General features: G+C 67.0%; 19 protein-coding genes. 9 read left to right on the top strand and 10 right to left on the bottom strand.

Features of this window, described 5'->3' with window-relative positions; genetic code table 11:
- The first annotated feature begins 11 nt into the window (after nucleotides 1–11).
- The 3 genes from ISP25_RS11110 (at nucleotide 12) to ISP25_RS11100 (ending at nucleotide 4,646) form a co-directional block, all read left to right on the top strand.
- Nucleotides 12–2,024, top strand: a complete 2,013-nt coding sequence (locus ISP25_RS11110; protein WP_192158656.1) for an ATP-binding protein — start codon at nucleotides 12–14, stop codon at nucleotides 2,022–2,024.
- 485 nt (nucleotides 2,025–2,509) lie between these two features.
- Nucleotides 2,510–3,985, top strand: a complete 1,476-nt coding sequence (gene trpE / locus ISP25_RS11105; RefSeq protein ID WP_192158658.1) for an anthranilate synthase component I — start codon at nucleotides 2,510–2,512, stop codon at nucleotides 3,983–3,985.
- Between the two features lie 31 nt (nucleotides 3,986–4,016).
- Nucleotides 4,017–4,646 carry a hypothetical protein gene (locus tag ISP25_RS11100; protein WP_404613892.1) on the top strand — a complete coding sequence of 210 codons (630 nt, stop codon included), beginning with the start codon at nucleotides 4,017–4,019 and terminating at the stop codon, nucleotides 4,644–4,646.
- Here ISP25_RS11100 and ISP25_RS11095 read toward each other — a convergent pair.
- The 6 genes from ISP25_RS11095 to ISP25_RS11070 all read right to left on the bottom strand — a co-directional run bounded on the left by ISP25_RS11095 (nucleotide 4,643) and on the right by ISP25_RS11070 (nucleotide 12,229).
- A complete protein-coding gene (locus tag ISP25_RS11095; RefSeq protein ID WP_404613891.1) occupies nucleotides 4,643–5,446 on the bottom strand; it encodes an N-acetylmuramoyl-L-alanine amidase in 804 nt (267 codons plus the stop codon). The genes ISP25_RS11100 and ISP25_RS11095 overlap by 4 nt on opposite strands.
- Nucleotides 5,447–5,635: 189 nt before the next feature.
- Nucleotides 5,636–6,688: a serine hydrolase domain-containing protein gene (locus ISP25_RS11090; RefSeq protein WP_404613889.1), complete on the bottom strand. Its 1,053-nt coding sequence runs from the start codon at nucleotides 6,686–6,688 to the stop codon at nucleotides 5,636–5,638.
- Nucleotides 6,689–6,974: 286 nt separating this feature from the next.
- A complete protein-coding gene (locus ISP25_RS11085; RefSeq protein ID WP_404616306.1) occupies nucleotides 6,975–7,643 on the bottom strand; it encodes a M15 family metallopeptidase in 669 nt (222 codons plus the stop codon).
- 122 nt (nucleotides 7,644–7,765) lie between these two features.
- Complete coding sequence (locus tag ISP25_RS11080; protein WP_404613887.1) at nucleotides 7,766–9,301, bottom strand: serine hydrolase; 1,536 nt, start codon at nucleotides 9,299–9,301, stop codon at nucleotides 7,766–7,768.
- Between the two features lie 161 nt (nucleotides 9,302–9,462).
- Nucleotides 9,463–10,731, bottom strand: coding sequence for a diaminopimelate decarboxylase (gene lysA, locus ISP25_RS11075; protein WP_404613885.1), 1,269 nt, complete (start codon nucleotides 10,729–10,731; stop codon nucleotides 9,463–9,465).
- 19 nt (nucleotides 10,732–10,750) lie between these two features.
- On the bottom strand, nucleotides 10,751–12,229 hold the full coding sequence (locus ISP25_RS11070) for a transglutaminase-like domain-containing protein (protein WP_404613883.1): 1,479 nt from the start codon (nucleotides 12,227–12,229) through the stop codon (nucleotides 10,751–10,753).
- A gap of 163 nt (nucleotides 12,230–12,392) precedes the next feature.
- Between ISP25_RS11070 and ISP25_RS11065 the strand changes: the two genes are divergently transcribed.
- From ISP25_RS11065 to ISP25_RS11040, 6 genes are read left to right on the top strand one after another with little or no spacing between them, the layout of a single operon-like run.
- Complete coding sequence (locus ISP25_RS11065) at nucleotides 12,393–13,802, top strand: C40 family peptidase (RefSeq protein ID WP_404613881.1); 1,410 nt, start codon at nucleotides 12,393–12,395, stop codon at nucleotides 13,800–13,802.
- A gap of 41 nt (nucleotides 13,803–13,843) precedes the next feature.
- The gene (locus ISP25_RS11060) at nucleotides 13,844–14,944 is read left to right on the top strand and encodes a dipeptide epimerase (protein WP_404613879.1); all 1,101 of its coding nucleotides are present in this window, start codon (nucleotides 13,844–13,846) and stop codon (nucleotides 14,942–14,944) included.
- Nucleotide 14,945: 1 nt separating this feature from the next.
- A complete protein-coding gene (locus ISP25_RS11055) occupies nucleotides 14,946–15,803 on the top strand; it encodes a MurR/RpiR family transcriptional regulator (protein ID WP_192158675.1) in 858 nt (285 codons plus the stop codon).
- Between the two features lie 24 nt (nucleotides 15,804–15,827).
- Nucleotides 15,828–16,598 carry a L,D-transpeptidase family protein gene (locus tag ISP25_RS11050; protein ID WP_404613877.1) on the top strand — a complete coding sequence of 257 codons (771 nt, stop codon included), beginning with the start codon at nucleotides 15,828–15,830 and terminating at the stop codon, nucleotides 16,596–16,598.
- Nucleotides 16,595–17,872 carry a dicarboxylate/amino acid:cation symporter gene (locus ISP25_RS11045; protein WP_192158679.1) on the top strand — a complete coding sequence of 426 codons (1,278 nt, stop codon included), beginning with the start codon at nucleotides 16,595–16,597 and terminating at the stop codon, nucleotides 17,870–17,872. The genes ISP25_RS11050 and ISP25_RS11045 overlap by 4 nt, the downstream gene beginning before the upstream one ends.
- A 2-nt stretch (nucleotides 17,873–17,874) precedes the next feature.
- Entirely contained in the window at nucleotides 17,875–19,002 is a 1,128-nt protein-coding gene (locus ISP25_RS11040) for an NAD(P)/FAD-dependent oxidoreductase (protein ID WP_404613875.1), read from the top strand.
- Between the two features lie 442 nt (nucleotides 19,003–19,444).
- On the opposite strand, the gene ISP25_RS11035 is transcribed toward ISP25_RS11040, so the two are convergent.
- The 4 genes from ISP25_RS11035 to ISP25_RS11020 are packed head-to-tail and all read right to left on the bottom strand — an operon-like array spanning nucleotide 19,445 to nucleotide 23,764.
- Entirely contained in the window at nucleotides 19,445–21,610 is a 2,166-nt protein-coding gene (locus tag ISP25_RS11035; protein WP_404613873.1) for a TonB-dependent siderophore receptor, read from the bottom strand.
- Nucleotides 21,611–21,667: 57 nt separating this feature from the next.
- Nucleotides 21,668–23,242 (bottom strand): PepSY-associated TM helix domain-containing protein, encoded by a 1,575-nt coding sequence (locus tag ISP25_RS11030; protein WP_404613871.1) that lies wholly within the window; start codon nucleotides 23,240–23,242, stop codon nucleotides 21,668–21,670.
- A 16-nt stretch (nucleotides 23,243–23,258) separates the two neighbouring features.
- Nucleotides 23,259–23,504, bottom strand: a complete 246-nt coding sequence (locus ISP25_RS11025) for a hypothetical protein (protein WP_404613869.1) — start codon at nucleotides 23,502–23,504, stop codon at nucleotides 23,259–23,261.
- Nucleotides 23,501–23,764: a hypothetical protein gene (locus ISP25_RS11020; protein WP_192158689.1), complete on the bottom strand. Its 264-nt coding sequence runs from the start codon at nucleotides 23,762–23,764 to the stop codon at nucleotides 23,501–23,503. Before ISP25_RS11020 ends, ISP25_RS11025 begins: the two co-directional genes overlap by 4 nt.
- Nucleotides 23,765–23,904: the final 140 nt, after the last annotated feature.

Raw genomic sequence — 23,904 nt, 5'->3', positions numbered from 1 at the left:
ATCGTCGCCCAATGAATCTTCGCCGCAAGCTGCTGCTCGTCGCCTTGTGCACGCTGGCGCTGCCGATGGCCGGGTGGTTGTACGTGCGCCAGATGGAAGCGTTGCTGCGCGAAGGACAGGCGCAGGCACTGATCGCTTCGGCGCGTGCGGTGGCGCGCAGCTTGGTGGTGACGCACGCCGTGCTGCCGCAGGGCGATGCGGCGTGGTACGTGGAGCAGGCGGTCGCTCCGATCACGGTGGACGGTTACGGCGACGACTGGGCGCCGCTGACGCCGTGGAGCCAGCCGTTCGGCCAGCGTGGCAAGCTGATGTTGGCCGAGGACGCCAACAATCTGTACCTCTACGCCGAGGTGCGCGATACCCAGCGTACCCGCGCCGATGCGATGGACGGCGCGAATGCGCTTTCCGCCGATCACCTCAACCTGGTGCTGGGCAATGCCAGCGGGCAGCAACGTTACCTGCTGGAAAGCGATGCGCCCGGTGCGATCACCGCCGTGGCATCGGGGACGCCGATGCCCGGCCTGCCCGATGCGTTCCCGGCACAATGGCAGGAAGATGGCAGCGGTTTCCGCATCGAATTGCGCCTGCCGCGTGGCCTGCAATTGCAGACGATGGGCATCGGTGCCTATGTCGCGCTGGACGGTGGCGATCGCACCGCGGTGGAACTGCGCCCCTTGCTGGATTTTTCGCCCGCACTTTCCACCGAGCTTGCCGGCCTCGCACCGGACCACACGCGGGCGCGCGTGCTGTCGCCGCAAGGCTGGTTGCTCGCACGCAGCGGCAAGCTCGATACTGCGCTCGGCGCGCAGGGGCAGCCGGGGTGGTTTGCCTCGTTGGTCTACAGCGCGCTGCTGGCGACCCGTCTCGAAGACGCCAACCTGTGGGCACAGGACGTGCCGCGGCTGGATACGCCCGAGGTCCAGCGCGCCCGCGCAGGCAGACAGGTGAGCGTGTGGCGCAATGGCGAGGAGCGCGGCAGCGTGGTGCTTTCCGCGGCCGTACCGATCGAACAGGACGGCAAGTTGGTCGGCGTGCTGTTGCTCGAGCAGGCCAGCCGGGCCGTGCCCCTGTTGGCGAACCGTGCGCTGTTCGGCCTGCTGCTCACCAGCTTTGGCGTGTTGCTGGTGGCTGGAGCGATCCTGCTGTTCTTCGCCACGCGCCTGAGCCTGCGCCTTGGGCGCCTGCGCAACGCCGCCGAACGCGCCCAGTTGTCGGATGGCCGTCTGGACGGATTGTTCGAACGCGGCCGCTTCCCGATGACCGATGCGCCGGACGAGATCGGCGACCTGGCACGCAGTTTCGAAAAACTGTTCGAAGCCGTGGGCGGTTATACGGATTACCTGCAGACGCTGGCTTCCAAGCTATCGCACGAACTCAACACGCCGCTGGCCATCGTGAAATCCTCGCTGGACAACCTCGAACATGCCGAGCTGCCGCCGGATGCCCACCCATACCTTGCCCGCGCCCGCGACGGCGTGGCCCGACTGGGCGCGCTGGTGCGCGCGATGAGCGAGGCGAGCCGCATGGAGCGCGCCATCGCCGCTGCCGAGCCGGAAGACGTGGATTTGCGCGAAGTGGTGCGTGGTTGCGCCGAAGCTTATCGCCCATTGGCCGGCGCGCGCCGGCTGGAGTGCGTGCTTCCGGACGCCCCGCTGCACCTGCATTGCGCGCCCGAGCCGATCGCACAGGCGCTGGACAAGCTGTTCGACAACGCGCTGTCGTTCACCCCGCCCGATGGATGGCTGCGTCTGTCCCTGCAGGCTATCGACGGCGATGCGGAGATCGAGTTGGCGAACCAGGGGCCACCATTGCCCGCGGCCATGCAGGGGCGTCTGTTCGATTCGCTGGTGAGCCTGCGCGACAAGGCCACTCCGGGCGATGCGCCGCACCTTGGTCTTGGACTGTATGTGGTGCGGTTGGTGGCCGAGCGTCATGGAGGCGTCGCCAGTGCGCGGAACCTCGATGACGGTAGCGGAGTGGCTTTCAGCTTGCGCCTGCATGGGATGCCACGGCAGCGGTTGTAATGCATCCCCCTCGCCCGCTTGCGGGAGAGGGGCTTCTGTTCTTTGCGTCTTGTCGCAAGCGACAAAGCGGTTTCGAGCCGCCGCCGCGGCCCGAGTCACTTTTCTCTAGCGCGGCCAGAGAAAAGTGACCAAAAGAGAGGCCACCCCGAGGCGGCGCTCTCCGGGCATCCTGCCCTCCGAGTGCGTGAGGCGTGGCCGGGCTTTTCGGCCGGCCTCCTGCCCGGTCGAAAAGGCATCGCCCTCCATGGCGATGCCCGCAGCGCGGCCTTTTCGTCCACGCCTCACTGCCCCACAGGGGCCCCGAGAAGCAGCGTGCTCCTGCGCGCAGAAGCTAACGGCCGGGGCAGGGCAAAAAGCGTCCGCCACACAAGTGAGAGCAGCAAAGCAGGCGTTTTCGAGCGGGTTCTGTTCGGGATGGATGTCCATACGGAAAACGGCGCTGCCCTGCTATCGTGTGCAATCCGTCCCCTCTGGATCGTCCGTCCGTGATCTCCCGTAGCGACTTCGACGCGCTGGCCGCGCAAGGTCATACCCGCATCCCGCTGGTGCGCGAGGTGTTTTCCGACCTCGACACGCCGCTGTCGGTGTACCTGAAGCTGGCCGATGGCCCGTACACCTTCCTGTTCGAGTCGGTCGAGGGCGGCGCCACCTGGGGTCGCTATTCCATCATCGGCCTGCCGGCCAAGCGCGTGTACCGCCTGCGCGGGCACGAGCTGGAGGTGGAGGATTCGGGCGAAATCACCGAGCGCCGCCACGTGGCCGATCCGCTCGCCGAGATCGAAACGCTGCGCCAGCAATACGACGTGCCGCGCCTGCCACAGCTACCCGCGTTCAGCGGCGGGCTGGTCGGCTACTTCGGTTTCGAGACCATCGGCTACATCGAGCCGCGCCTGGCGCAGTGGGATCGCGTCGATGAGCTGGGCACGCCCGACGTGCTGCTGATGCTGGCCGAGGAAGTCGCGGTGTTCGACAACCTCAAGGGTCGTTTGTATCTGATCGTGCATGCCGACCCGGCGCAGCCGCAGGCGTATGCATGTGCTCAGCGTCGGCTCGACGCGCTGGTGCATCGCCTGCGCCATGGCGGCGCGGCGTATCCGCAGCTCACGCAATCCGTCGCACTGGACGAGGGCGACTTCACTTCCTCCTTCACCAAGGAGGAATTCGAGGCGATGGTCGAGCGCGCGAAGGAATACATCCGCGCCGGCGACATCTTCCAGGTGGTGCCTTCGCAGCGCCTGAGCGTGGGTTTCAACGCGCGGCCGGTGGATGTGTACCGCGCGCTGCGTGCGCTCAATCCGTCGCCTTACATGTATTTCGTCGACCTCGGCGGCACGCAGATCGTGGGCTCCTCGCCCGAGATCCTGGCGCGACTGAAGGACGGCAAGGTGCTGGTGCGCCCATTGGCCGGCACGCGCAAGCGCGGCGCCACCGAGGAAGAAGACCGGGCGCTGGAAGCCGAACTGCTCGCCGACCCCAAGGAACGCGCCGAGCATGTGATGCTGATCGACCTGGGCCGCAACGACATCGGCCGCATCAGCGAAACGGGCACGGTGGAAGTGAGCGAGTCGTTCGCGATCGAGCGCTACTCGCACGTGATGCACATCGTCTCGCAGGTGCAGGGCACAGCGAAGCCCAACCTGAGCTACATGGACGTACTCAAGGCCACCTTCCCGGCGGGCACGCTGAGCGGCGCGCCGAAGATCCGCGCGCTGGAAATCATCCAGGAGCTGGAACCGTACAAGCGCAACATCTACGCCGGTGCGATCGGCTGGATCGGCTGGTGGGGCGACGCCGACACCGCCATCGCGATCCGCACCGCAGTGATCCAGGACGGCCGCCTGCACGTGCAGGCCGGCGCCGGCATCGTCTACGACTCCGATCCTGCCGCTGAGTGGGAGGAGACGATGAACAAGGGGCGTGCGTTGTTCCGCGCGGTGGCGCAGGCGGCGAAGGGGTTGTAGTCGCATGCGCTGGCGGAGCTTCGCAGCGTGCTTGGCAACAGCGCTGGTGATTGTGCCGGCCGCTTCCGCGCGCGATGAGTGGCCGGACACGCCGCTTGCCCGCACCCAGGCGCTGGCTGAACTGCAGACGCTCAATGCCGAGTTGCTGAGCCATCCCAGCGCCACGTTGACCCTGGAGCACTGGTGCAGTGCGCATCATCTGGCGACGCAGGCAAAGATCCTGGCGCACCGCGTGCAAGGTGGGGACAAGCCATTGCCGCCGGACGGGCGCATGCTGCTCGGGATTGGCGCGGATGAGCCAGTACGCTATCGCCGCGTGCAGCTGGCCTGCGGCGACACCGTGCTTTCCGATGCGGACAACTGGTACGTGCCGTCGCGGCTGACGGCGACGATGAACCGCCAACTCGACACCACCGACGAGCCGTTCGGCAAGGTCGTGCAGTTGTTGCATTTCCATCGCCAGACGCTGTCCGCCGACCTGCTGTGGTCGCCATTGCCGCAAGGCTGGGACAGTGGTGCGGTGCTGCCACCGGCAAGCAACCAGCCATTGGCGATTCCATCCCACGTGCTGCAGCATCGCGCCCTGCTGTACACGCAGGACAACCAGCCTTTCAGCCTGGTGGTGGAGAGCTATACCGCGAGCGTGCTGGTTCGTCCCTAATCTGCCGGCGCCTGCGGCGACGGTGCGGTGCAGGTGTTCGCGGTCGGCTCGATCTGCTGTGCGAGGTTGTAGAGGATGCGCAGATCCTGCGCGTCCAGCGTGTTGCCTTCCATGCCGCGGAAGTGGTGGTGGAAGGAATGCACGGCGGCGATGCGGTCGTCCAGTGCGTAGCCGACCACGGCCATCGCCATCCACGGATCGAAGCCGGGCGGCGGATCGCACAGCGGGCCCTGCGGCCAGCGACCGAATCCTGCGTCGGCGAGCTGCTGCCACGGGAACAGCGGGCCGGGGTCGTCCTTGCGGCCGGGCGCGAGGTCTTCGTGGCCGATGATCTGCGTGGGCGGGATGTGCAGGCGCGTGGTGAGGTCGGCAAGCAGGCGCAGCAGGCTGGCGATCTGCGGTTGCGCGAACGGCGAGTGGCCGTCGTTGTCCAGCTCGATGCCGATGGAGGCGGAGTTGAGGTCGGTGATGGTGCCCCAGCGTCCCGGCCCCGCTTGCCATGCGCGCAGCTGGTCGGGCACCAGCTGGTAGATGTGACCGTCGCTGCCGATCAGGTAGTGCGCACTCACCGGGCCACCGCTGTTGCGCGTGCGCAGGGTGTCCAGCGCCTCCTGCGCGGAGTGCTCGTCGGTGAAGTGCAGCACGATCAGTACGGGACGACGGATGTCGTAGTTCGGCGAAGGTGTCCAGGTCGCTAGCGGATTGCGCGGCGGTGCGGTGGCGCACGCGGCGAGCAGCGACAAGAGCGCCAGCAGGCAGGCAGTGCGTAGCAGGCGGCTGAGTGCAGTGGGATGGTGCATGCGGGGACTCGCTTTTGCTCGTCATTCCGGCGCAGGCCGGAAGAGATTTTGAACAGTTGGAGGCTGGTCATCCAGTTTGATAGCTCGTGCGACGCACGCAAGAACTGTTTTGTGTGCGTCGCACGCTTGTTTCGCTGGATTCCGGCCTGCGCCGGAATGACGGTGAGGTTGAGTGAAGCATGACGGCAATCAATGCAGGAACGGTTCGGCGATCGCCAGCGCGGTGCGATAAGGCTCCGGATCGTTGCGGTTGCTGAGCAGGATCACCGTGAGGTGCTGCTTCGGCCAGCGCACGATCACGTTGCGAAAGCCGATGCTCTCGCCGGAATGCCACAGCGTGTCGCCGGTGATGCGCCAGCCGAAGCCGTAGCCGGCTTCGTAGGGCTCGCCCACGACTTTCACGTGCGGGCTGAAGGCGAGTTTGCGCGAAGCATTGCTGAGCAGGCGGTTGTCGTAGAGCGCGGCATCCCACTTCGCGAGGTCGTCGATGTTCGAATAGATGCCGCCGTCGCCGCGCGTGGCGCTGGTCATGTCCTGGTCGGTGCGCTGCCAGTGGCCGTCGGATTCGCTGTAGCCGAAGGCGCGGTTCGGTACGGTCTTGTCGTCGTGCACGTAGAGCAGGGTGTGGTCCATGTGCAGCGGCCGGAAGATGCGCTGCGCGAGGAAATCCTGCAGGTGCTGGCCGGACGCCTTTTCCACCACCAGGCCGAGCAGCACGTAGCCGGTGTTGCTGTAGCGATAGGCGCTGCCGGGCAGGAAGTAGCCGTGCGTGGTGGCGGCGACCATGTGCAGCACGTCGTCGTCGTTGAGCTGAGCAGTGCGGCCGGGCGGCACCAGGTCTTCGTAATCGAGCAGACCGCCGGTGTGACTGAGCAGCTCGCGCAGCGTCACCTTGTCCGTGAAGGTGGGCAGCGAGGGCAGCCAGTGGCGGATCGAATCGTCGAGTCTCAGCTTGTCGTCCTGCGCCAGCAGCAGGATCGCGGCGGCAGTGAACTGCTTGGTGACGGAAGCGAGGCGGTAGTCGGTGGCGGAGGTGGCGGCGGTGTGGTGTTCGAGGTCCGCCATGCCGTAGCCGCGTTCGAGCAGCGGCTTGCCATCCTTGACGACCAGCAGCGCGGCGCCGGGCACGTCGCCGCTGTATGGCTGCATCAGCTGGTTGGCGTGGTTGATGGCGTCGGCGGTGGAGGCGCTTGCGGTGCCGGCGATGAGCATCGATGCGAGGAGGGTGGTGGCGAAGCGCATGGCAAGGCTCCGTGCGTTTGGATGTGAGCCCCTCTCTCGTCGGACGCTGAGAAGGGTCATGGATGACTCCTGCATTGAGGAGCGAGGAAGAGGGGTGAGGGTTCGGTGTTGCCGCAACGCTTCGCTTTGGCCGAACACTCACCCGCCCGGATTCGCGTTATCCATGGAGCTTTCCCCTGTCGAAGCCGGCTTCGCCGTTCCGCAGTCGCCCTAGCGCCTGTAGGTCGGAACCCTCTCCCGGAGGGAGAGAGACTCAGTGGTGAGGAGTGGGATGAAGTCGAAGCGTTCATTGCACCGGCACGTCGTAAAGCATCTGCGGCGTGGGTTCGGGCGTGAGCGTGTAATGCCACCATTCCAGCGCGTAGTTCTTGAAGCCTTCGTGTTCCATCGCCGAGCGCAGCAGCAGGCGGTTGGCGCGCTGTTCTGCGCCGATGCCGGGCGCGTCGGTGTGGGCGCGCACGCCGAACCAGTCGAAGCCGGTGCCCATGTCCAGCGGCGCGCAATGCGTGCCGTCGGCAGCGCAGCGTTCCATGGTGAGGTCCACGGTGGCGCCGCGGCTGTGGCCGGAGACGGGCGCGATGTAGTCGCCCAGCAGTTTGGACTTGTCGAGGTCAGGGTAGTGCGCGGCCTTGGTGCGTTGGTCGGCGGGGTCGTGCGCCCAGCGCACGAAATCCGCCACCGCGCGGGCAGGGCGATAGCAGTCCCACAGCTTCAGGCGATAGTGCTGCACGCGCAGATCGCGCTCGACGCGCGCCAGCGCTTCGGCGGCGGGGCGCAGCAACAGGCATTTGGGCGCAAGGTAGCCATTCACGGGCCGGCCGACGAAGTTGTCGCTGCCGGCGTACTTGATGTCCTCGGCGATGTCGGGCACCAAGGTTCGGATGTCCGCCAGGCCGGCCTGCGCCGCGGTTTTCGCGGGCGAGAGTTGCGGTGGTTGGTCACCTGCCCTTGCCATCTGCAAGCAGGTCGTGAGCAGGATGATCGACGCGATGCCGTAGGAGCGCACCCTGTGCGGGATTGGCCCTTCGCGAAAAGCCTGATCGCGCACAGGGTGCGCTCCTGCGGCGAGCCTGCGCTTCATGGGCAGTCCCCTGTACGCACGAAGTGCAGGTCCTCGTAGTCGGAACTGAAGTCGCCCAGCGCATCGACCTTGGCCATGGTCAGCGTGGCGGGTTGGCCGCCTTGCGCGGGATGGAAGTCCAGCCAGGCGTCGGGGTCCATGTCGTGGTGGCTCCAGTGCACCAGGTCGCGGTTGCCCAGTCGCATCACGTCGCCGTTGAGCCGCGGCGATTTGGCGACGGCGAAATGCACGCGGCCGCCGCTCGGGCACAGGATGAGATCGCCCAGCCACGGGTCGCGGTAGCGGCCTGTCCACGTGGCCAATGCAGCGGGTGCGACAGCTGTGGCTTTTGAAGTGTCGGGCGCGGCGGCGCGTTTGCTGGCCTGCTCGTCGGCGCGTTGCTGCGCGTCCGCGTACCACGTGACGTCGTGCGTGTCGTCCGGCTGGGTGAAGTGCTTGAGCAGCGCTTCGCCGAGCACGGTGCGCGCGGATTCCGCCTCGCCGTTGATGAGGAACACGAAGCCGTCCTTCCGGTCGGGCAGCAGCATCAGTTCGGAGTACATGCCGTCCAGCGTGCCGGTGTGCCACACCGTCCAGGTGCCGTCCACGTCGGTCATGCGCCAGCCGTAGCCGTAGGCCATGATGTGGCTGTCGTCCCATTCGCGGCGCTGTTCGGAGACGGGAATCAGCATGTGCGGCGATTGCAGCACGTGGCGCTGTTCCGCCGACAGCCACTGCAATTGCGCCGGCGTGGGCACCAGCCAGTTGCGCGCCCAGGCCAGCATGTCGTCGAGGTCGCAGCGGATGCCGCCGGCAGGCGCGGAGGTGATCGCGGGCACGACGGGGTTGTCCGGTTGCTGCGGAATATTGCGGCCATCCTGGCGCGAATGCGGCGCGGCCACGTCGCCCACCGTATCGCGGTTCCACTCGCCGACCTGGCAGCGCGAAAGCCCGAGCGGCTGGAACACCTCGCGATGCATCAGCGTTTCGTAGGGCGCGCCGCCCGCGGCCGCGGCTACTTCGCCGGCCACCACGTAGAGCAGGTTGTCGTATTCGTACTTCGAGCGGAAGCTGTAGCCGGGCTTGATGTAGCGCAGGCCATGGATGATGTCGGCGCGGGTGAACGCGTTCGGCTCCGGCCACAGCATCAGGTCGCCGCCGCCTTCGGGCAGGCCGCTGGAGTGCGTGAGCAGGTCGGCCACGCGCATGTTCTTCGTGACCCACGGGTCGTACATCTGGAAGTCGGGCAGGTATTTCGTCACCGGGTCGTCCCAGTGCAGCTTGCCCTGGTCCACCAGCCGGCCCAGCAGGGCGGTGGTCATTGCCTTGCTGTTGGAAGCGATCTCGAACAGCGTGCGCGGTGTGATCTTCTGTCCGGAGCCGGCGACGGTTTCGCCGCGCGTGGCGATATAGACCACCTTGCCGTGTTCGATCACGCCGAGTGCGATGCCAGGCAGGTGGTAGCGCGCGACCACAGTGTCGAGGATCTGGTCGTAGTTGCGGGTTTCGGGTGGAGCGGAAGGAGAGGCAGCGAAAGCGGCGACGCAAGGCATGGCGATTGCAAAAGCGATTAGCGCCTTGCATGGCAACGTGGGGCGGCGGCGAGATCGACTCTTCACCCCGGCCCTCTCCTCGCTCCTCAACGTTGCGGCCATCCACGACCGCTCCTCGCGTGCCCCTGAGAGGAGAGGGCGTCTGGCGCGTGCGATGCGTTTCATGTCGTCTCCCACTGGCTGGCCGACTGTTCGCCGGCAAGCATTTCGTCCAGTGTCTGCCGCCGGCGCACCAGGGCGAACCGGCCGCGATCGAGCAGCACTTCGGCGGCCAACGGCCGCGAGTTGTAGGTGGAGGCCATGGAGGAGCCATAGGCGCCGGTGGCGCGGATCATCACCAGGTCGCCCGCCGTGCAGGCGGGCAGCGTGCGGGCCTGCGCGAAGGTGTCGCCGGTTTCGCAGACCGGGCCCACCACGTCGTAGACGGCCCGTGGCCGCGCTTCGCCCGATACCGGCACGATGTCGTGCCAGGCGTCGTACAGGCTGGGGCGGGCGAGGTCGTTCATTGCCGCGTCCAGCACCAGGAAGTCGCGTGCCTCGCCATGCTTGATGCGCAGCACGCGCGTCAGCAGCACGCCGGCCTCGGCCACGAGGTAGCGGCCGGGCTCCAGCAGGAGGTGACCTTCGAAGCCGGCGAGCGCCTCGCGGATCACCGCCACGTAATCGGCCGGCGCGATAGTCGTATCGCCGTCGCGGTAGCGCACGCCGAGGCCGCCGCCCACGTCGATGCTGGCGACGGGGTGGCCGGCGTCGCGCAGCTCGCGCCAGAACGCGGCCACGCGCTGCAGGGCTTGGCGATACGGTTCCAGCGAGAGGATCTGCGAGCCGATGTGCACGTGCAGGCCGTCCAGCAGCACATGTTTCAACGTGGCGCGCGCATCGAACCAGCGCCGCGCCTCGGCAATGCTTACGCCGAACTTGTTTTCCGACTTGCCGGTGGAGATCTTGGCGTGGGTGAGCGCATCCACGTCGGGATTGATGCGAACCGCCGCGCGCGCCATGGCGCCGTGTTCGCCGGCGATGCGTTCGATGGCGTGCAGTTCGTCCAGCGATTCCACGTTGAAGCGCTGGATGCCTGCAGCCAGCGCCTCGGCGATCTCGCCGTCGTTCTTGCCCACGCCGGAAAACACGATGCGCTCGGGCGGCATGCCGGCGCGCAGCGCGCGCTGCAGTTCGCCGGCGGAAACGATGTCCGCACCCAGTCCGGCCTGCGCCATCAATTCGAGGATGGCCCGGTTGCCGTTGGCCTTGACCGCGTAGCAGATCGTCGCATCCATGCCGTGCAGCGCCTGCTGCAGGCCGGCGATGCGCTGGCGGATCGCATTGGCCGAATAGGCGTACAGCGGCGTGCCGTGACGTTCGGCGAGCGCAACGAGGTCCACACCGTCGAAATGCGTGGAGGGCGAAGTGTCCATGGTGGCTGGGTTCATTGGAGGATCGATAGGGAGATCAATGTGGGTCGACCGGCGACCAGTCGAAGCCGTAGTTCCACTGGTCGTAGTAGAGGTTGCCGCCGCTCCATTCGACTTCGCCGCGCTGCGAATCCACGTTGTCGGAGCGGAACGACTGCTTGGCCGGCGTGAAGCCTTGGCCGAAGTCGCTGTTGAAGGCGACACGCCAGGCATCCAGGCCACCGAGGTAGAACCACTCCAGCGCATCGTCGCCGGGCTTGGCCTGCGTGCCTGGATGCAGGCGGCCGAAGGTGACGTCCATCGGCACCCAACCGTAGGGCGCGAGGTAGAGCTGGCCCCAGTCGTGGATGTCGTTGTAGCCGTGGTCGGCGAAGATCGCGCCGGACTGCCAGCGCGCCGGTATGCCATTCAGTCGCAGCAGGGCGATCAGCAGCATGGTCTGCTGGCCGCAGTCGCCGTGGCCGGCGTGCAGGGTGTAGTCGCTGAGGTTGGGGATGGTGGAGTACTCGCGCGCGCCCGCCCACGGGATCTCGTCCACTGCGGCGAAGAGTTTCTGCGCGATGCGGTAGGGATTCTTCTCGTCGCCCACCACCTGCCGCGAGAACAGGCGCAACTGCTCGGTGAACACGAGGTGCGGCGGGCGTTCGGCTACATAGGGTGCAAGGTCCGGCGTGATCGTCGCAGGCACCACCTTGGCCGGATCGATCGCGTGGTATTGCGCGGACAGCGTGACTTCGTAGGTGACCGAGAACGTGGTGGGCTTGCCGGCCTGCGCGGCCTTTTCGAAGTACACCGTGCGCATCGGCGCGGCATCGGGCGCGATGACGTGCTTTGCGGGCACGCTGCTCACGTAGCGGATGTCGTCCTGCTGGCCCGGCAGTGCCTTGGGGTAGGGAATCCACGCGCGCACGGTTTTGCCGGCCGGCACCGCGTCGGCATCCACGGTGAGCGTCTGGGTAATGCGCACGCGATGCGGCAGCACGCTGCTGCGGTTTTCCTGCAGCGATGCCGAACGCACCTCGCGGTGGTAGTCGTTCAGCACTTGCATCGGATCGTCGTCGAACGGCGCGGGATGGGCGCGGCGTGCGGCGGCCTCGGCGCTGAGGCGGAAGATGTTGGAGGCGTCGCGCTTGAAGTACATCACGCGGCCGTCGATCGCCATGCGTTCGAGCAGGCCGTGCTCGTCCCAGTCGCGGAATTCGTCGTCGCGCAGGTCGGGCACCTGCTTGCGGATGCGCGCCTTCAGCGCGTCGGCGTCGAGCGAAAAGTCGTAGCGGATGCGGCGCATGCGTTCGCGCTGGAACAGCAGCGCATCGCGCATGGCGGCGTCCAGCCCCGGCTGACCGAGTGCCTGCGCGATGTCGGCATCGGCGGCCTGGAACTGGCCGGCATCCACCAGTGCGGCGATGCTGCTTGGCGTCTCGGTGGCCCAGGTCGCTGCAAAGGGTGCGGCCAGCAAGGCCGATGCGAACAGCAAGCGTGTCCTCCAGCGTGTAGTGCTTGCCACGTTCGCCATCAGAAACCCCCGCGGTGCGTCCCCAGCGGCGTTGTGTAGCACGCTTGCAAATGGTGGTCAATAATTTATGCTGACGATGAAATTACATGGAATCAAATATTCCTTGGCTTGCCGCATGGCCGTGCTGTCGCGCCTGGCGACAGGCTGGTGAAGGGGTGAAACGATGAAGCGTCCGGTTCTTGCAGTCTTGGTCTTTGCGCTCACGCTCGTCCATCTGCCGATGCAGGCGCGTGACGCGCCCACCAGTGCATTGCCGATCCCACCCAGTGGCGTGCTCGGCGTGGGCGACACGCAATTGACGCCGGCGTTCTGGATCGGCCTGCAGGCGCAGCCCGACAGGCAGATCCTCACCAGCGCCCAGGTCGATGCGCAGAACGCGAAACTGTTCAAGCTCGATCCCACCATGCACGACCTCGCAGCGCTGCCCGCCACGCTGCCGCGCGCGCAGGTGGCTGCCTGGATCGAGCGCCTGTCGAAGCGACCCACGCACGCGCTCTACGATGAACATGGGCAGTCCGTGCCGGCGGCCACGCTGGACAAGGCGGAGAGCGACCTGGCGCTGGACGCGATCCCCGCGCAGACCACGGTGCGCTATGGCTTGGTGGTTGAGCGCGCCGCATTGCGCACCTTTCCCACCACGCTGCGCGTATTCAGCAGCGACGACGACCACGACATCGACCGCTTCCAGGAGAGCGCCGAGTTTCCCGGCACGCCGGTAGCCATCGTGCACGCCAGCCGCGACGGCCAATGGCTTTTCGTGGTGAGTCCACGCTACGCGGCATGGATGCAGAAGCGGTACGTGGCGGAAGGCGCGAAGGACATGGTGCTGGCGTACGCCGCGAAGACACCGTACCGCGTGGTCACCGGCCCCAGCGTGCGTACGGTGTTCACGCCCGAGCAGCCGGCGGTGTCTCAGCTGCAGCTGGACATGGGCACGCGCGTGCCGCTGCTTGGCACGCTGCCGCCCGAGCAGCCGGTGAACGGCCAGACGCCGTATGCCGCATATACGCTGCAACTGCCCATCCGCAGGGACGACGGCAGCCTGGAGCTGGTGCCCGCGCTTCTGCAGAAGAACACCGATACCGCGGCCGATTATCCGTCGCTGACGCCGCGCAACCTGATCACCCAGGCGTTCAAGTTCCTCGGCGAGCGCTACGGCTGGGGCCACTCGTACGACGGCCGCGACTGCTCGGGCTTCGTTTCCGACGTGTACCGCAGCCTCGGCGTGCAGATGCCGCGCAACACCGGTGACCAGGCCAAGAGTCCCGCACTGGAACATCGCCTGTTCACCGCCGCCGACAGCCACGCGGTGCGCCTGCAGGCGGCGCTGCAGTTGCAGCTCGGCGACCTGGTCTACATTCCCGGCCACGTGATGATGGTGCTGGGCCAGTGGGAGGGGCAGCCGTGGGTGATCCACGACGTGCTGGGCATGAGCTATCGCAAGCCGGACGGCTCCACCGCACACGTCGATCTCAACGCGGTGTCGGTGACGCCGTTGCTGCCCATGCTCTACGGCAAGGACGGCTCCACCTTCATCGACCACATGACCAGCATCGTGCGCATGCGCCGCTGATTCCCATCGCCTTTCACCGAATTACACGGACACGGTCACCCATGAAAATCACCGACATCCAATTCGGCATGCTGCGCGTACCGCTGAAGACGCCGTTCAAGACCGCGCTGCGTACCGTCAACCAGGTCGAGGACATCGTGGTGATGGTGCACACCGACACCGGCCATGTCGGCTACGGCGAGGCGCCGGCCACTGCGGTGATCACCGGCGACACCCACGGCTCGATCACGGACGCGATCCGCCACTACATCACGCCGCGCCTGCTCGGCCAGGAAGTGGCCGAGCTCAACCGGCTGACCCACCTGGTGCAGTCGTCGATGGAGAAGAACACCAGCGCCAAGGCGGCGGTGGAGATCGCGCTGTACGACCTGTGGGGTCAGCTCTACGGCGCGCCGCTGTACAAGCTGCTGGGCGGCGGCGATCCGGTGATCACCACCGACATCACCATCAGCGTGGACTACATCGACAAGATGGTGGCCGATTCCGTCGCCGCGGTGGAGCGCGGTTTCGAATCGCTGAAGATCAAGGTGGGCAAGGACATCGGCGTCGACATCGAGCGCGTCAAGGCGATCTACGCGGCGGTCGAGGGACGCGCCCTGCTGCGGCTGGACGCCAACCAGGGCTGGACGGCCAAACAGGCGGTGTACGCGCTGCAGACCCTGGAAGACGCCGGCATCAAGCTGGAGCTGGTCGAACAACCGGTGAAGGCGCGCGACCTGGAGGGCATGCGCTACGTCACGGAGCGCGTGCACACGCCGATCATGGCCGACGAAAGCGTGTTCGGGCCGATGGAGGTGATCGACCTGATCCGCCTGCGCGCCGCCGACATCATCAACATCAAGCTGATGAAGACCGGCGGCATCTCCAACGCGATCAAGATCGCGGACATCGCCGCGCTGCACGGGGTGGAGTGCATGATCGGCTGCATGCTGGAAACCTCGATCAGCGTGGCGGCGGCGGTGCACGTGGCGGTGGCGAAGTCCAACGCGATCACCAAGGTGGACCTGGACGGCCCTTCGCTGTGCCAGTTCAACCCGGTGGACGGCGGCGTGATCTTCAACGAGTCCGAGATCTCGGTGACGGATGCGCCGGGCCTGGGCATCCGCGAGATCCGCGGGCTTGAAACGGGCGTCGCGGGCTGACATGTCGCCGCTCGTAAAAATCCGTTCCGAGCGCGACCAGATGTCGGCGGTGGAACGCCGCATCGCCGATTTCGTGCTGGACAACGCGCAACTGCTGCGCGACTACTCCTCGCAGCAACTCGCCAACGCGCTGGGCATCAGCCAGTCCAGCGTGGTGAAGTTCACCCAGAAGCTGGGCTTCAAGGGCTATCCCGATCTCAAGTATTCGGTCGGCGAGGCGATCGCGCGCGCCGACAACGGCGACGAGGTGGAAGCCGCCGCGCAGGTTCGCGGCGAGGCCGCGGAATTGCCGGCCACCAGCCTGTGGCGTCGCAAGTCCGAAGCGGAGGAGGCCACGCGCCTCATCAATCCGCCGCAGACACTCGCCGCGGTGACCAAGGCCATGGCCAAGGCCGGCCGCGGCGGCAAGGTGTTCCTCATCGGCCTCGGCGAGGACGACATCCATGCGCGCGGCTTCGCCTACAAGCTCGCGCTGCTCGGCCTGCCCGTGGTGCACAACTTCGACCTCGCACGGATGGCCGCCAATGTCTCCGCCGCTGGAGCCGGCGACGTGCTGCTGGTGTTCTCCGAGCACGGCAACCATCCGGCGCTGTGCAAGATCGGCCGGCATTTCCGCGAACGGCGCGGCATGGTGGTCAGCGTGACCCGGCACAGCGCCAACCCGCTGCGCACGCTGGCCGACGCGGCCCTGCTGGTGTCCGCGCACGACGAGCGTCCGTATATCCAGTCGCTGCTCTACCAGTCCGCGCTGCAACACCTGCTGGACGTCCTGTTCGTGCAGCTTTGCGAAGGCGACGACGCGCGTCACGCGCAGTTGGTTGCCAACCTGGAACGCATCCAGCAGGTGCTGGAGCCGTGACAAACCATGCGGGGATTCCACGCCATGCTTAACCGTTTCGTCGCCTTGCTGATTGCCGGCGTTGCCTTCGCGGGTCATGCCATTGCCGCCACGGATCCGACCGCCGCCTGGTCCAACGCCGACCAGATGGTGCTGGTTACCGTGCCCGACTGGAACACCATCGAAGGCACGCTGCGCACTTACCAGCGCGATCGAGGCAGTGCGTGGCACGAAGTGGGTAGCGCGCAACCTGTGGTGATCGGCCAGAGCGGCTCGGCCTGGGGGCTCGGCTTGAACCAAGCGCAGGCCGACGGCCCGCAGAAGCACGAAGGCGACGGACGCAGCCCGGCTGGCGTGTTCCGCATCGGGACTACCTTCGGCTACGCGGCACACGCCGACACGGCGATGCCGTATCTCGGGCTCACCGCCACCGATTACTGCATGGACGTCAGCGGCACGCCGCTCTACAACCGGATTGCCGATACGGCGAAGGTTGGCGAGGCCGCGCTCAGGGGTTCCAGCGAGCCGATGCGGCGTGACCTGCACATGCACGGCGACCAGGCCTACCGCATCGGCTTCGTGATCGAGCACAACCCGGACGGCGTGGCGCACGGGGGCAGTTGCATCTTCGCGCATCTGTGGTCGTCGCCGACCAGCGGCACCACCGGCTGCACTGCGATGACGCCGGACACCATGCAGCGCCTGTTGGCATGGCTGAAACCGCAGGCGCATCCGGTATTCGTGCTGTTGCCGCAGGACGAATACGCCCGCCTGCGCCAGGCATGGCGGCTGCCCGACGCGAAGGCCGGTCGATGAGCGCCACCACGCGGGTCCTGACCAGCCTGGTTGCCGGCGCGTTGGCCGGACTGGCATTGGCGACCTGGGCGCCGGCCTGGGCGCAGCACGCGGCGAATGTGGCGCAGCCCATCGGCCACCTGTGGCTGAACGCCTTGCAGATGACAGTGGTGCCGCTGGTGCTGGCGTTGGTGGTGGTGGGCGTGAACACGGCCAGCGATGCGGCGGCCTCCGGACGCATCGCACGGCGTGCGCTCGTCGCCATCATCGCGATCCTGGCGCTGGGCGCGGCAGTCGCCGCGTTGCTGGCGCCGCCGTTGCTGGCGATGTTTCCGCACAACCCCGCGTTGGGTGCAGCGCTGAGCGGCCACCCCGTAAACGCCACGGAAGTCTCGGCACCGGGATGGGCCGACTGGTTCGCCGGCATCGTGCCCAGCAATGCGCTGATGGCCGCGGCGCAGAGCGCGATGCTGCCGGTGGTGGTGTTCGCGCTGTTCCTCGGCTTCGCGCTCACGCAGCTGCAGCCTTCGCGCCGCGCGATGCTGGTGGAATTCTTCCAGGCCATGGCCGACGCGATGATCGTGATCGTGCGCTGGGTGCTGTGGCTGGCGCCGTTGGGCGTGTTCGCGCTGATCCTCGCCGTCTGCGCGCGCGCCGGCCTGGGCATGGTGCGCGCATTGGGCGTGTACGTGCTGGTCGAGATCATCCTGTACCTCACGGTCACCGTGCTGATGCTGCCGGTGGCGGTGCTGTGGGGCGGCGAGCGCCTGCGGCGCTTCGTGGTCGCGCTGGCGCCGGCGCAGGCGGTGGCGGCCAGCACGCAGTCTTCGCTCGCTTCGTTGCCGGCGATGCTGGAAAGCGCGGAGCGGCGGTTGGGTTACCCGCAGCAGGTCACTGCGCTGGTGTTGCCGATGGCGGTATCGCTGTGCCGGCTCACCAGCCCCGTGCAGTACATCGCCTCGGCATGCTTCATCGCGTGGGCCACCGGCACCGACGTCGGCGCTGCGCAGCTTGCCGCGGCGGCTGCGCTGGCGGTGGTGATCAGCCTGGGCTCGGTGGGCTTGCCCGGCCAGGTCACCTTCATGGCGACGAATCTGCCGGTGGCGCAGGCGATGGGCGTGCCGCTGGCGCCGCTGGGCCTGATGCTGGCGGTGGACACGTTGCCCGACGTGTTCGCCACGCTGGGCAACGTCACTGCCGACCTCACCGTGGCCAGCGTAGTCGCGCGGCAGTCGCGCAACGACACCTCCAACACTTCCCCCGCGAACGGGGAAGGCAACGCGAAACAGGATTGAACATGCAGGCGAACGATTTCGACGCCATCGTCATCGGTGCCGGCATGGCCGGCGCCTCGGTTGCGTGGTTCATGGCGCCGCACGCGCGCGTGCTGGTACTGGAACGCGAGTCGTGGCCGGGCATGCATTCCACCGGGCGCTCCGCGGCACTGTTCAGTGAGACCTACGGTTCGACACAGGTGCGTGCACTGTCGCGCGCCACGCGACCTTTCCTCGAGCATCCGCCGGAAGGTTTCGCCGAGCATCCCATCCTGACGCAACGCCCCACCCTGGTGATCGGCAGCGCCGAGCAGGCGGGCGCCGTGCGCGAGATGTACGCGGAGAACCGCGTCCACATCCCAGGCCTGCGCCTGCTCGATGCCGGCGAAGTGCAGGCGATGGTGCCGGTGCTGAAGCCGGAAGCCGCGCAAATCGGCATGCTCGAACCCGGTGCCGCCGACATCGACGTCAACGAATTGCACCAGGGTTTCCTGCGCGGCTTGCGCCAGCGCGGCGGCACGCTACGCGTCGACGTGGCCATCCGCTCCATCGAACGCGGGCAGGGGCAGTGGAACATCGACTGCGGCGAAACGACGTATCGCGCGCCGCTGCTGCTCGACGCCGCGGGCGCGTGGGCGGACGAGGTGGCGCGCCTCGCCGGCGTGGCGCCGCTGGGCCTGCAGCCGAAGCGGCGCACTGCCTTCCTGTTCGAGCCGCCGAAAGGCCTCGACACCTCGCACTGGCCCTTCGTGATCGACGCAGAGGAAAGCTTCTACTTCAAGCCCGATGCCGGTCTGCTGCTGGGTTCGCCCGCCAACGCCGACCCGGTGCCGCCGCACGACGTGCAACCGGAGGATTTCGACATCGCATTGGGCATCGACCGCATCGAGCAGGCCACCACGATGACGATCAACCGCCCGACGCGCAGCTGGGCCGGCCTGCGCAGCTTCGTCGGCACCGAAGGCGACCTGGTGGGCGGCTTCGCGCCGGATGCGGAAGGCTTCTTCTGGGTGGCCGCGCAGGGCGGCTACGGCATCCAGACTAGTGCTGCGATGGGCGAAGCCTGCGCGAACCTCGCTCTTGGCCACGCATTGCCGCAGCACTTGGTGGCAGCAGGCATCACTGCCGAGATGCTCGCGCCACGGCAATGATGCGCGACTCGCTCGATAGCGAGCAGCCGCTTTGAGCAGCCGCCGGCACCTGTTCAAAATCTTCACGCACTTACATCAGTAACCGCCCGAAACAGGCAAGACCTGCCGGAACGACAAGGCCCAAACCCTCAGTTTCCAGATACGGTGCGGTGTGGCCGCGCCGTCTATCGCGTAGGCGGGAGTAGTTCCGAAATCCTCGACACCGCCTGCTGGTAGTTTCGGCGGATTGAACCCGGCCGTTTCTCTGGGTTACTTCTCTTGACTACGGGCATCCTGCCCTCCGCCCTTCGGGCCAGCTTTGCTGTTCACCACCGCTCCTGCGGTGGCGTGGGCCAGCAAAGAGGAGTAACCCGGGCGCCGGCAGGCGACCGAAACCGCTCTGTTCCTTGCGAGAACACAAACCATCCCTACTCCCGCAAACACGAAAAGGGACAAGCGACACTTACAACGCAAGCGTCACACTGGCCCGCACCGTGCGCGGCGTTCCCTGGTTGAGGATGAACCCCCAGCTGGCAAGCCAGTATTTCTCGTCGGCGAGGTTGTCGATGCCGGCCCGCCATGTCACCGCATGCCCGCCGAGGCTGGTGACGTAGCGCACACCGATGTCGAAGGTGTGATACGCGCCGACGAACTCGGTATTGCCGGCATCGATGGCCTCGTTGCCCACGTAGCGGCCGCCGGCATCCAGCACCAGTCCCGCGATCCGCGGCACCGCGTACTCCACGTACAGATTGCCCTGCACGCGCGGGGTGCCGTAGGCGCGCATGCCTTGCACGCCTGCCGAAGCCTGCTGGTTGTACGCGTCGAGGTACATCATGCCGCCGAGCAGCGTCCAGTCGCGCGCCAGCGACAACTTGCCGGACAAGTCGATGCCCTGGTAGCGCGTGCGCCCGTCGGACACATACACGTCTTCGGAGTTGATGTACTGCAGCCCGCGCTCCACGCGGAACAGCGCGAGATCCACGCTCCAGTCTTCGTGCTCGGTCTTGGCGCCCAGTTCGTATTGCCTGCTGCGCGTGGGCGCGAACGTCTGGTACTGGTTCTTCGTGCCCAGCGGCGCGCTGCTGGCCTGTTCCAGCGACTCGACGTAACTGGCGTACAGCGTCGTCGATGCGGTCGGTTTATAGAGCAGGGCGACAGTGGGCGTCAGCGGACTCTGCACGTAGCGCGCGGTGGGCAGGCTGCTGCCCGCGGCGTAGTCCTTGTCGATGTAGTCGGTGTAGCGCAGGCCGAGCAGGGCCGACCATTGCGGCGAGAACGTCACCGTGTCGCTGGCGAACACCGCGCGCTGCGTGGTGGTTTCCGCGAGGTAGGTGCTGCGGCTGAGCGGCGTGCCGGGATCGGGCAGCAAGGGCACGTCGTAGAGATTGCCTTGTCCGAGCTCCTGTCCGTCGGCATAGGGACCGGTCGGATAGTGGTAATCCAGTGCCTGCCACGACGCGCCGAGCACCACCTGGTGGCCGATCGCGCCGGTGTCGAACCTGCCCTGCAGCATGCCCTGCCACTGCTGGTAGTTGTAGCGCGAGTAGCCGAGGTAGTTGAGGTCGGTGTAACCGCCCTGGCTGTCGGTGAGGATGATCGCGCTGTCGCGGTTGGAGCGCGTCTGGCCGGCGTAGCTGTAGTCCAGGCTGGCCGTCCAGTCGGGCGAGAGGTCCCACTTCAGGCCGGTGTTGGCCACCCGCATCGAGGTGCCATAGCCGGTGTAGGGCTGGGTCACGCGCTGGCTGCCGTCCATCGGTGCGGGCGTGTGCACCACGGTCGGGTAGCCGTAGTACTGGCCGAGGATGATGCCGTAGTAGGTGCCGCGCGTGTCGCGGTCCTGCCAGATGCTGTTGAAGTGCCAGTGCAGGTTGGGCGCGATGTCCTTGGTCAGCGCCAGCGAGGCGGCGTTGCGACGGATGCGGCCGCCCTGCACGAAGGTGTTGCCGTCCTCGTGCACGAGATTGAGGCGGTAGCCCCAGCCGCCCTGTCCGCCGGACGTGCCGCCGAGATCCGCGGCTTCCTCGAGCGCACCGTCGGACACGTAGCCCAGCGTGAAGCTGGCATAGGGCTGCAGCGTCGGTTGCTTGGAGACGTAGTTGAGGATGCCGCCGGGCGCGCCGAAGCCGTACATGAAGCCGCCCGCGCCCTTCAGCAACTGGATTTCGCTGAAGGGTTCCAGCGGCAGGTCGCTGGCCCAGTTCACCACGGACAGGCCGTCCATCTTGTAGCCGTTGAGCAGGTCCACCGGCAGGCCGCGTACGGCGAACGCGGATTCCTCGCCGGCATAGCCGCTGCCCAGGGGCGTCACGCCGGGGTCGGTGGCGAAGGCCTCGTTGATGTCGATGGCCTGCCGGTTGACGATCAGGTCCGAGGTGGCCGTGCTGATGCTGAAAGGTGTATCGAGCAAGCTGCGATTGCCCAGCGCGCCGGCGCTGGCGTTGTTGCTGCCGTAGAGATCCAGCGCACTGGTGGTGCCGGTGACGGTCACCGCGCCGAGCTGCTTGGCGTTCTGCGGGTTCGCGGTGCTGCCGGTGTCGTCTGCGTACGCGGTGGTGTTCGCCAGTGCGGCGAAGATCAGCAAGGCGATGGCCCGACGCGCGAGGCGCCGGGGAGGCGGGAAAATCATGGAGTGACTCCGTGTTGCAGGTTTGCCCGGCTGGCACAGGCTTGCCGGAAAGGGGATTCAGTTCGTCGCCGCTGCGGCGCGCGCCGGCAGTGCCCACACGCTGTTCGGATCGCCGTCGCGCCCGCGCCGCAGCGCAGCGCGCGCGAGGCGCGCGAAGACCAGGCCGAGTGCAACGCCGGTGAGATCGACGACCAGCACGGCATGTGTCGCAGGTGTCCACGGTTGCAGCCAGCGGCCGGCATTGCCGAGCAGGTCGGCCATCGCCACGGCGATGGTGAGTGCGGCGGTCGCGCCCAGCAGTTCGGTGGCGGCGCGCGCGACGGGTCGCGCGAAAGCCCAGGCGCAGGCGACGAGGAAGAGTCCGTAGCAGGCCAGCCGCTGCGCCATCGTCGCATCGATGCCCAGGTGCGAGCAGGCCAGCGCCGCGGCGAAGGCGCCGGAAATGCCCAAGCAGGTGCCGATGCACACGCCCACCGTGGCGCGCGCCATCACCCGCGTGTGCAGCGGCTGGTCGGCGTGGCGCCGCTTGCGCCGCGATTCGACCCACAGCAGGTTGCCGGAATAGAACAGGAAGGAACCGGCCAGTCCCAGCACGAAATACAGCCAGCGCACCGTATCGCCGCCGAAGCTGCCGAAGTGCAGCGCGTACAGCGCCGACCAGCTGATGCTGTTGGCGTCATGCCCATCACCGACGTGGGCGGCGAGCACGCTGCCGTCCCGTGCCGACAGTGCCACCGTGCCGTAGGTGCCCAACGTGTGCTGCGACAGGCCGCGCACCTCGGCCACCGCGTTGCGGTCGCCGTAGTGCACGAAGTGCAGGTAGTCGGGATCGAAGCTGCTGACACCTTTCGCCAGAGCGGCGATGCGCGCCCGCGCGATCAATCGATCGGGCGACAACATCGCGCTGGTCGTGCCGCTGGCCTTCGTCGCCGGGGCCGTCGCCACGGCCTGCGCGAACAGTCCGAACAGCTTGCCGTTGAACGAAACCGTATTGAGCGCAAGCAGCGTGGCGGCAAACAGGCAGAAGATCGCGCCGGTCAGCGCGAAGATCACGTGGAACGGCAGGCTGAGCACGCCGATGGCGTTGTGCGCGTCCTGCCACAACCGCTTGAGGTTGCGTCCTGCGCGCAGCGCGAACAGGTCGCCCAGCAGCTGCGGCAAATGGATCAGGAAACCCGACACCAGCGCCAGCCCGTACAGTACGCTGACGACGCCCATCAGGTACAAGCCGACTACCGGCAGGCCCAGCGAATCGTGCAGCGCGTACACGAAGTCGGCGAGGCTGGAGCCGCCCGCATCGGCGGCGGGCGCGTCCATCTGACTCGCGGTAGCGAAGCGCGCCCCATCCTTGCCTTGCCAGAACGCATAAGGCGCGCCGTTGCCGCCGCCGGGCAACACGATGCCGAAATCGTCGCGGGTTTCCGGGTGGTGCGCGAGCAGGCTTTCGATCAGCGCGCCCACCGGCACTCTGGCGTCCGGCGCAGCGCGCCATGGCGGGTTCTGCCATGCGGCGATCTCGTCGTGGAACACGGTCAGCGCACCGGCATAGAACGCCACGAACAGCGCGAAACCGGCAAGCAGCCCGGTCCAGGTATGCACGGTCTGGAAACGGCGGATCGTGGCGGCTTTCATCGTGTATCGGCCGCCTTCAATGCGGCAGCAGCCAGAGCGCGAGGAAGGCGGCGGCATTCGCACTACCCAGCGCCAGCCACGCGCGCGTACCGCTGCGCGCCGCGTATGCGCCGGCCATGAAGGCAATCCACAACGGGAAAAACAGGATAAGCAGCGGAATCAGCCAGGCGCTCCCGTCTGGCAGTACGCGCATCAGGAGCGCGGGCAGGGCGGCGGCGAGCGTGAAGCCGAGCAGGACGCCGGCAAGACAGCGAGCGATCATCGCGACGGCACCTTCGCGCCGCGCCACCATGCGAGATAGGGCAATGCCACCCATGCTGTCACCCAGCAGGTCAGCGCCGCCGCGATGCCGGCGCCGAGGCCCGCTGCCGCGATCCACGCCGCGACACTGGCGGCGAGCAGGGACGCTGCCAGCACGCGCACGCTTCCAGGCAGCGGTTTGGCGAGCAGGCCTTGTCTGGCGCTGGCCAGATAGGCCAGGACGGCGCCAGCCATGCCCAGCAGCAGTGCATGGAGATTCATCGCGGGAAGGATTCCTGAAACAAGGCGCGGCACCGGTGCAGGAGCTGGCGATTGATATTTAGTTAATGAGATGCATTCTCATTAACAATGAATTCGATGTCAATCGCCGGAACCCGAGATGCCGAGATGGATGCGTGCAC

Source organism: Rhodanobacter hydrolyticus (genome assembly GCF_044904645.1).
Note: the sequence above shows the minus strand (reverse complement) of the source record. Positions and strands in the feature narration are given on the sequence as shown.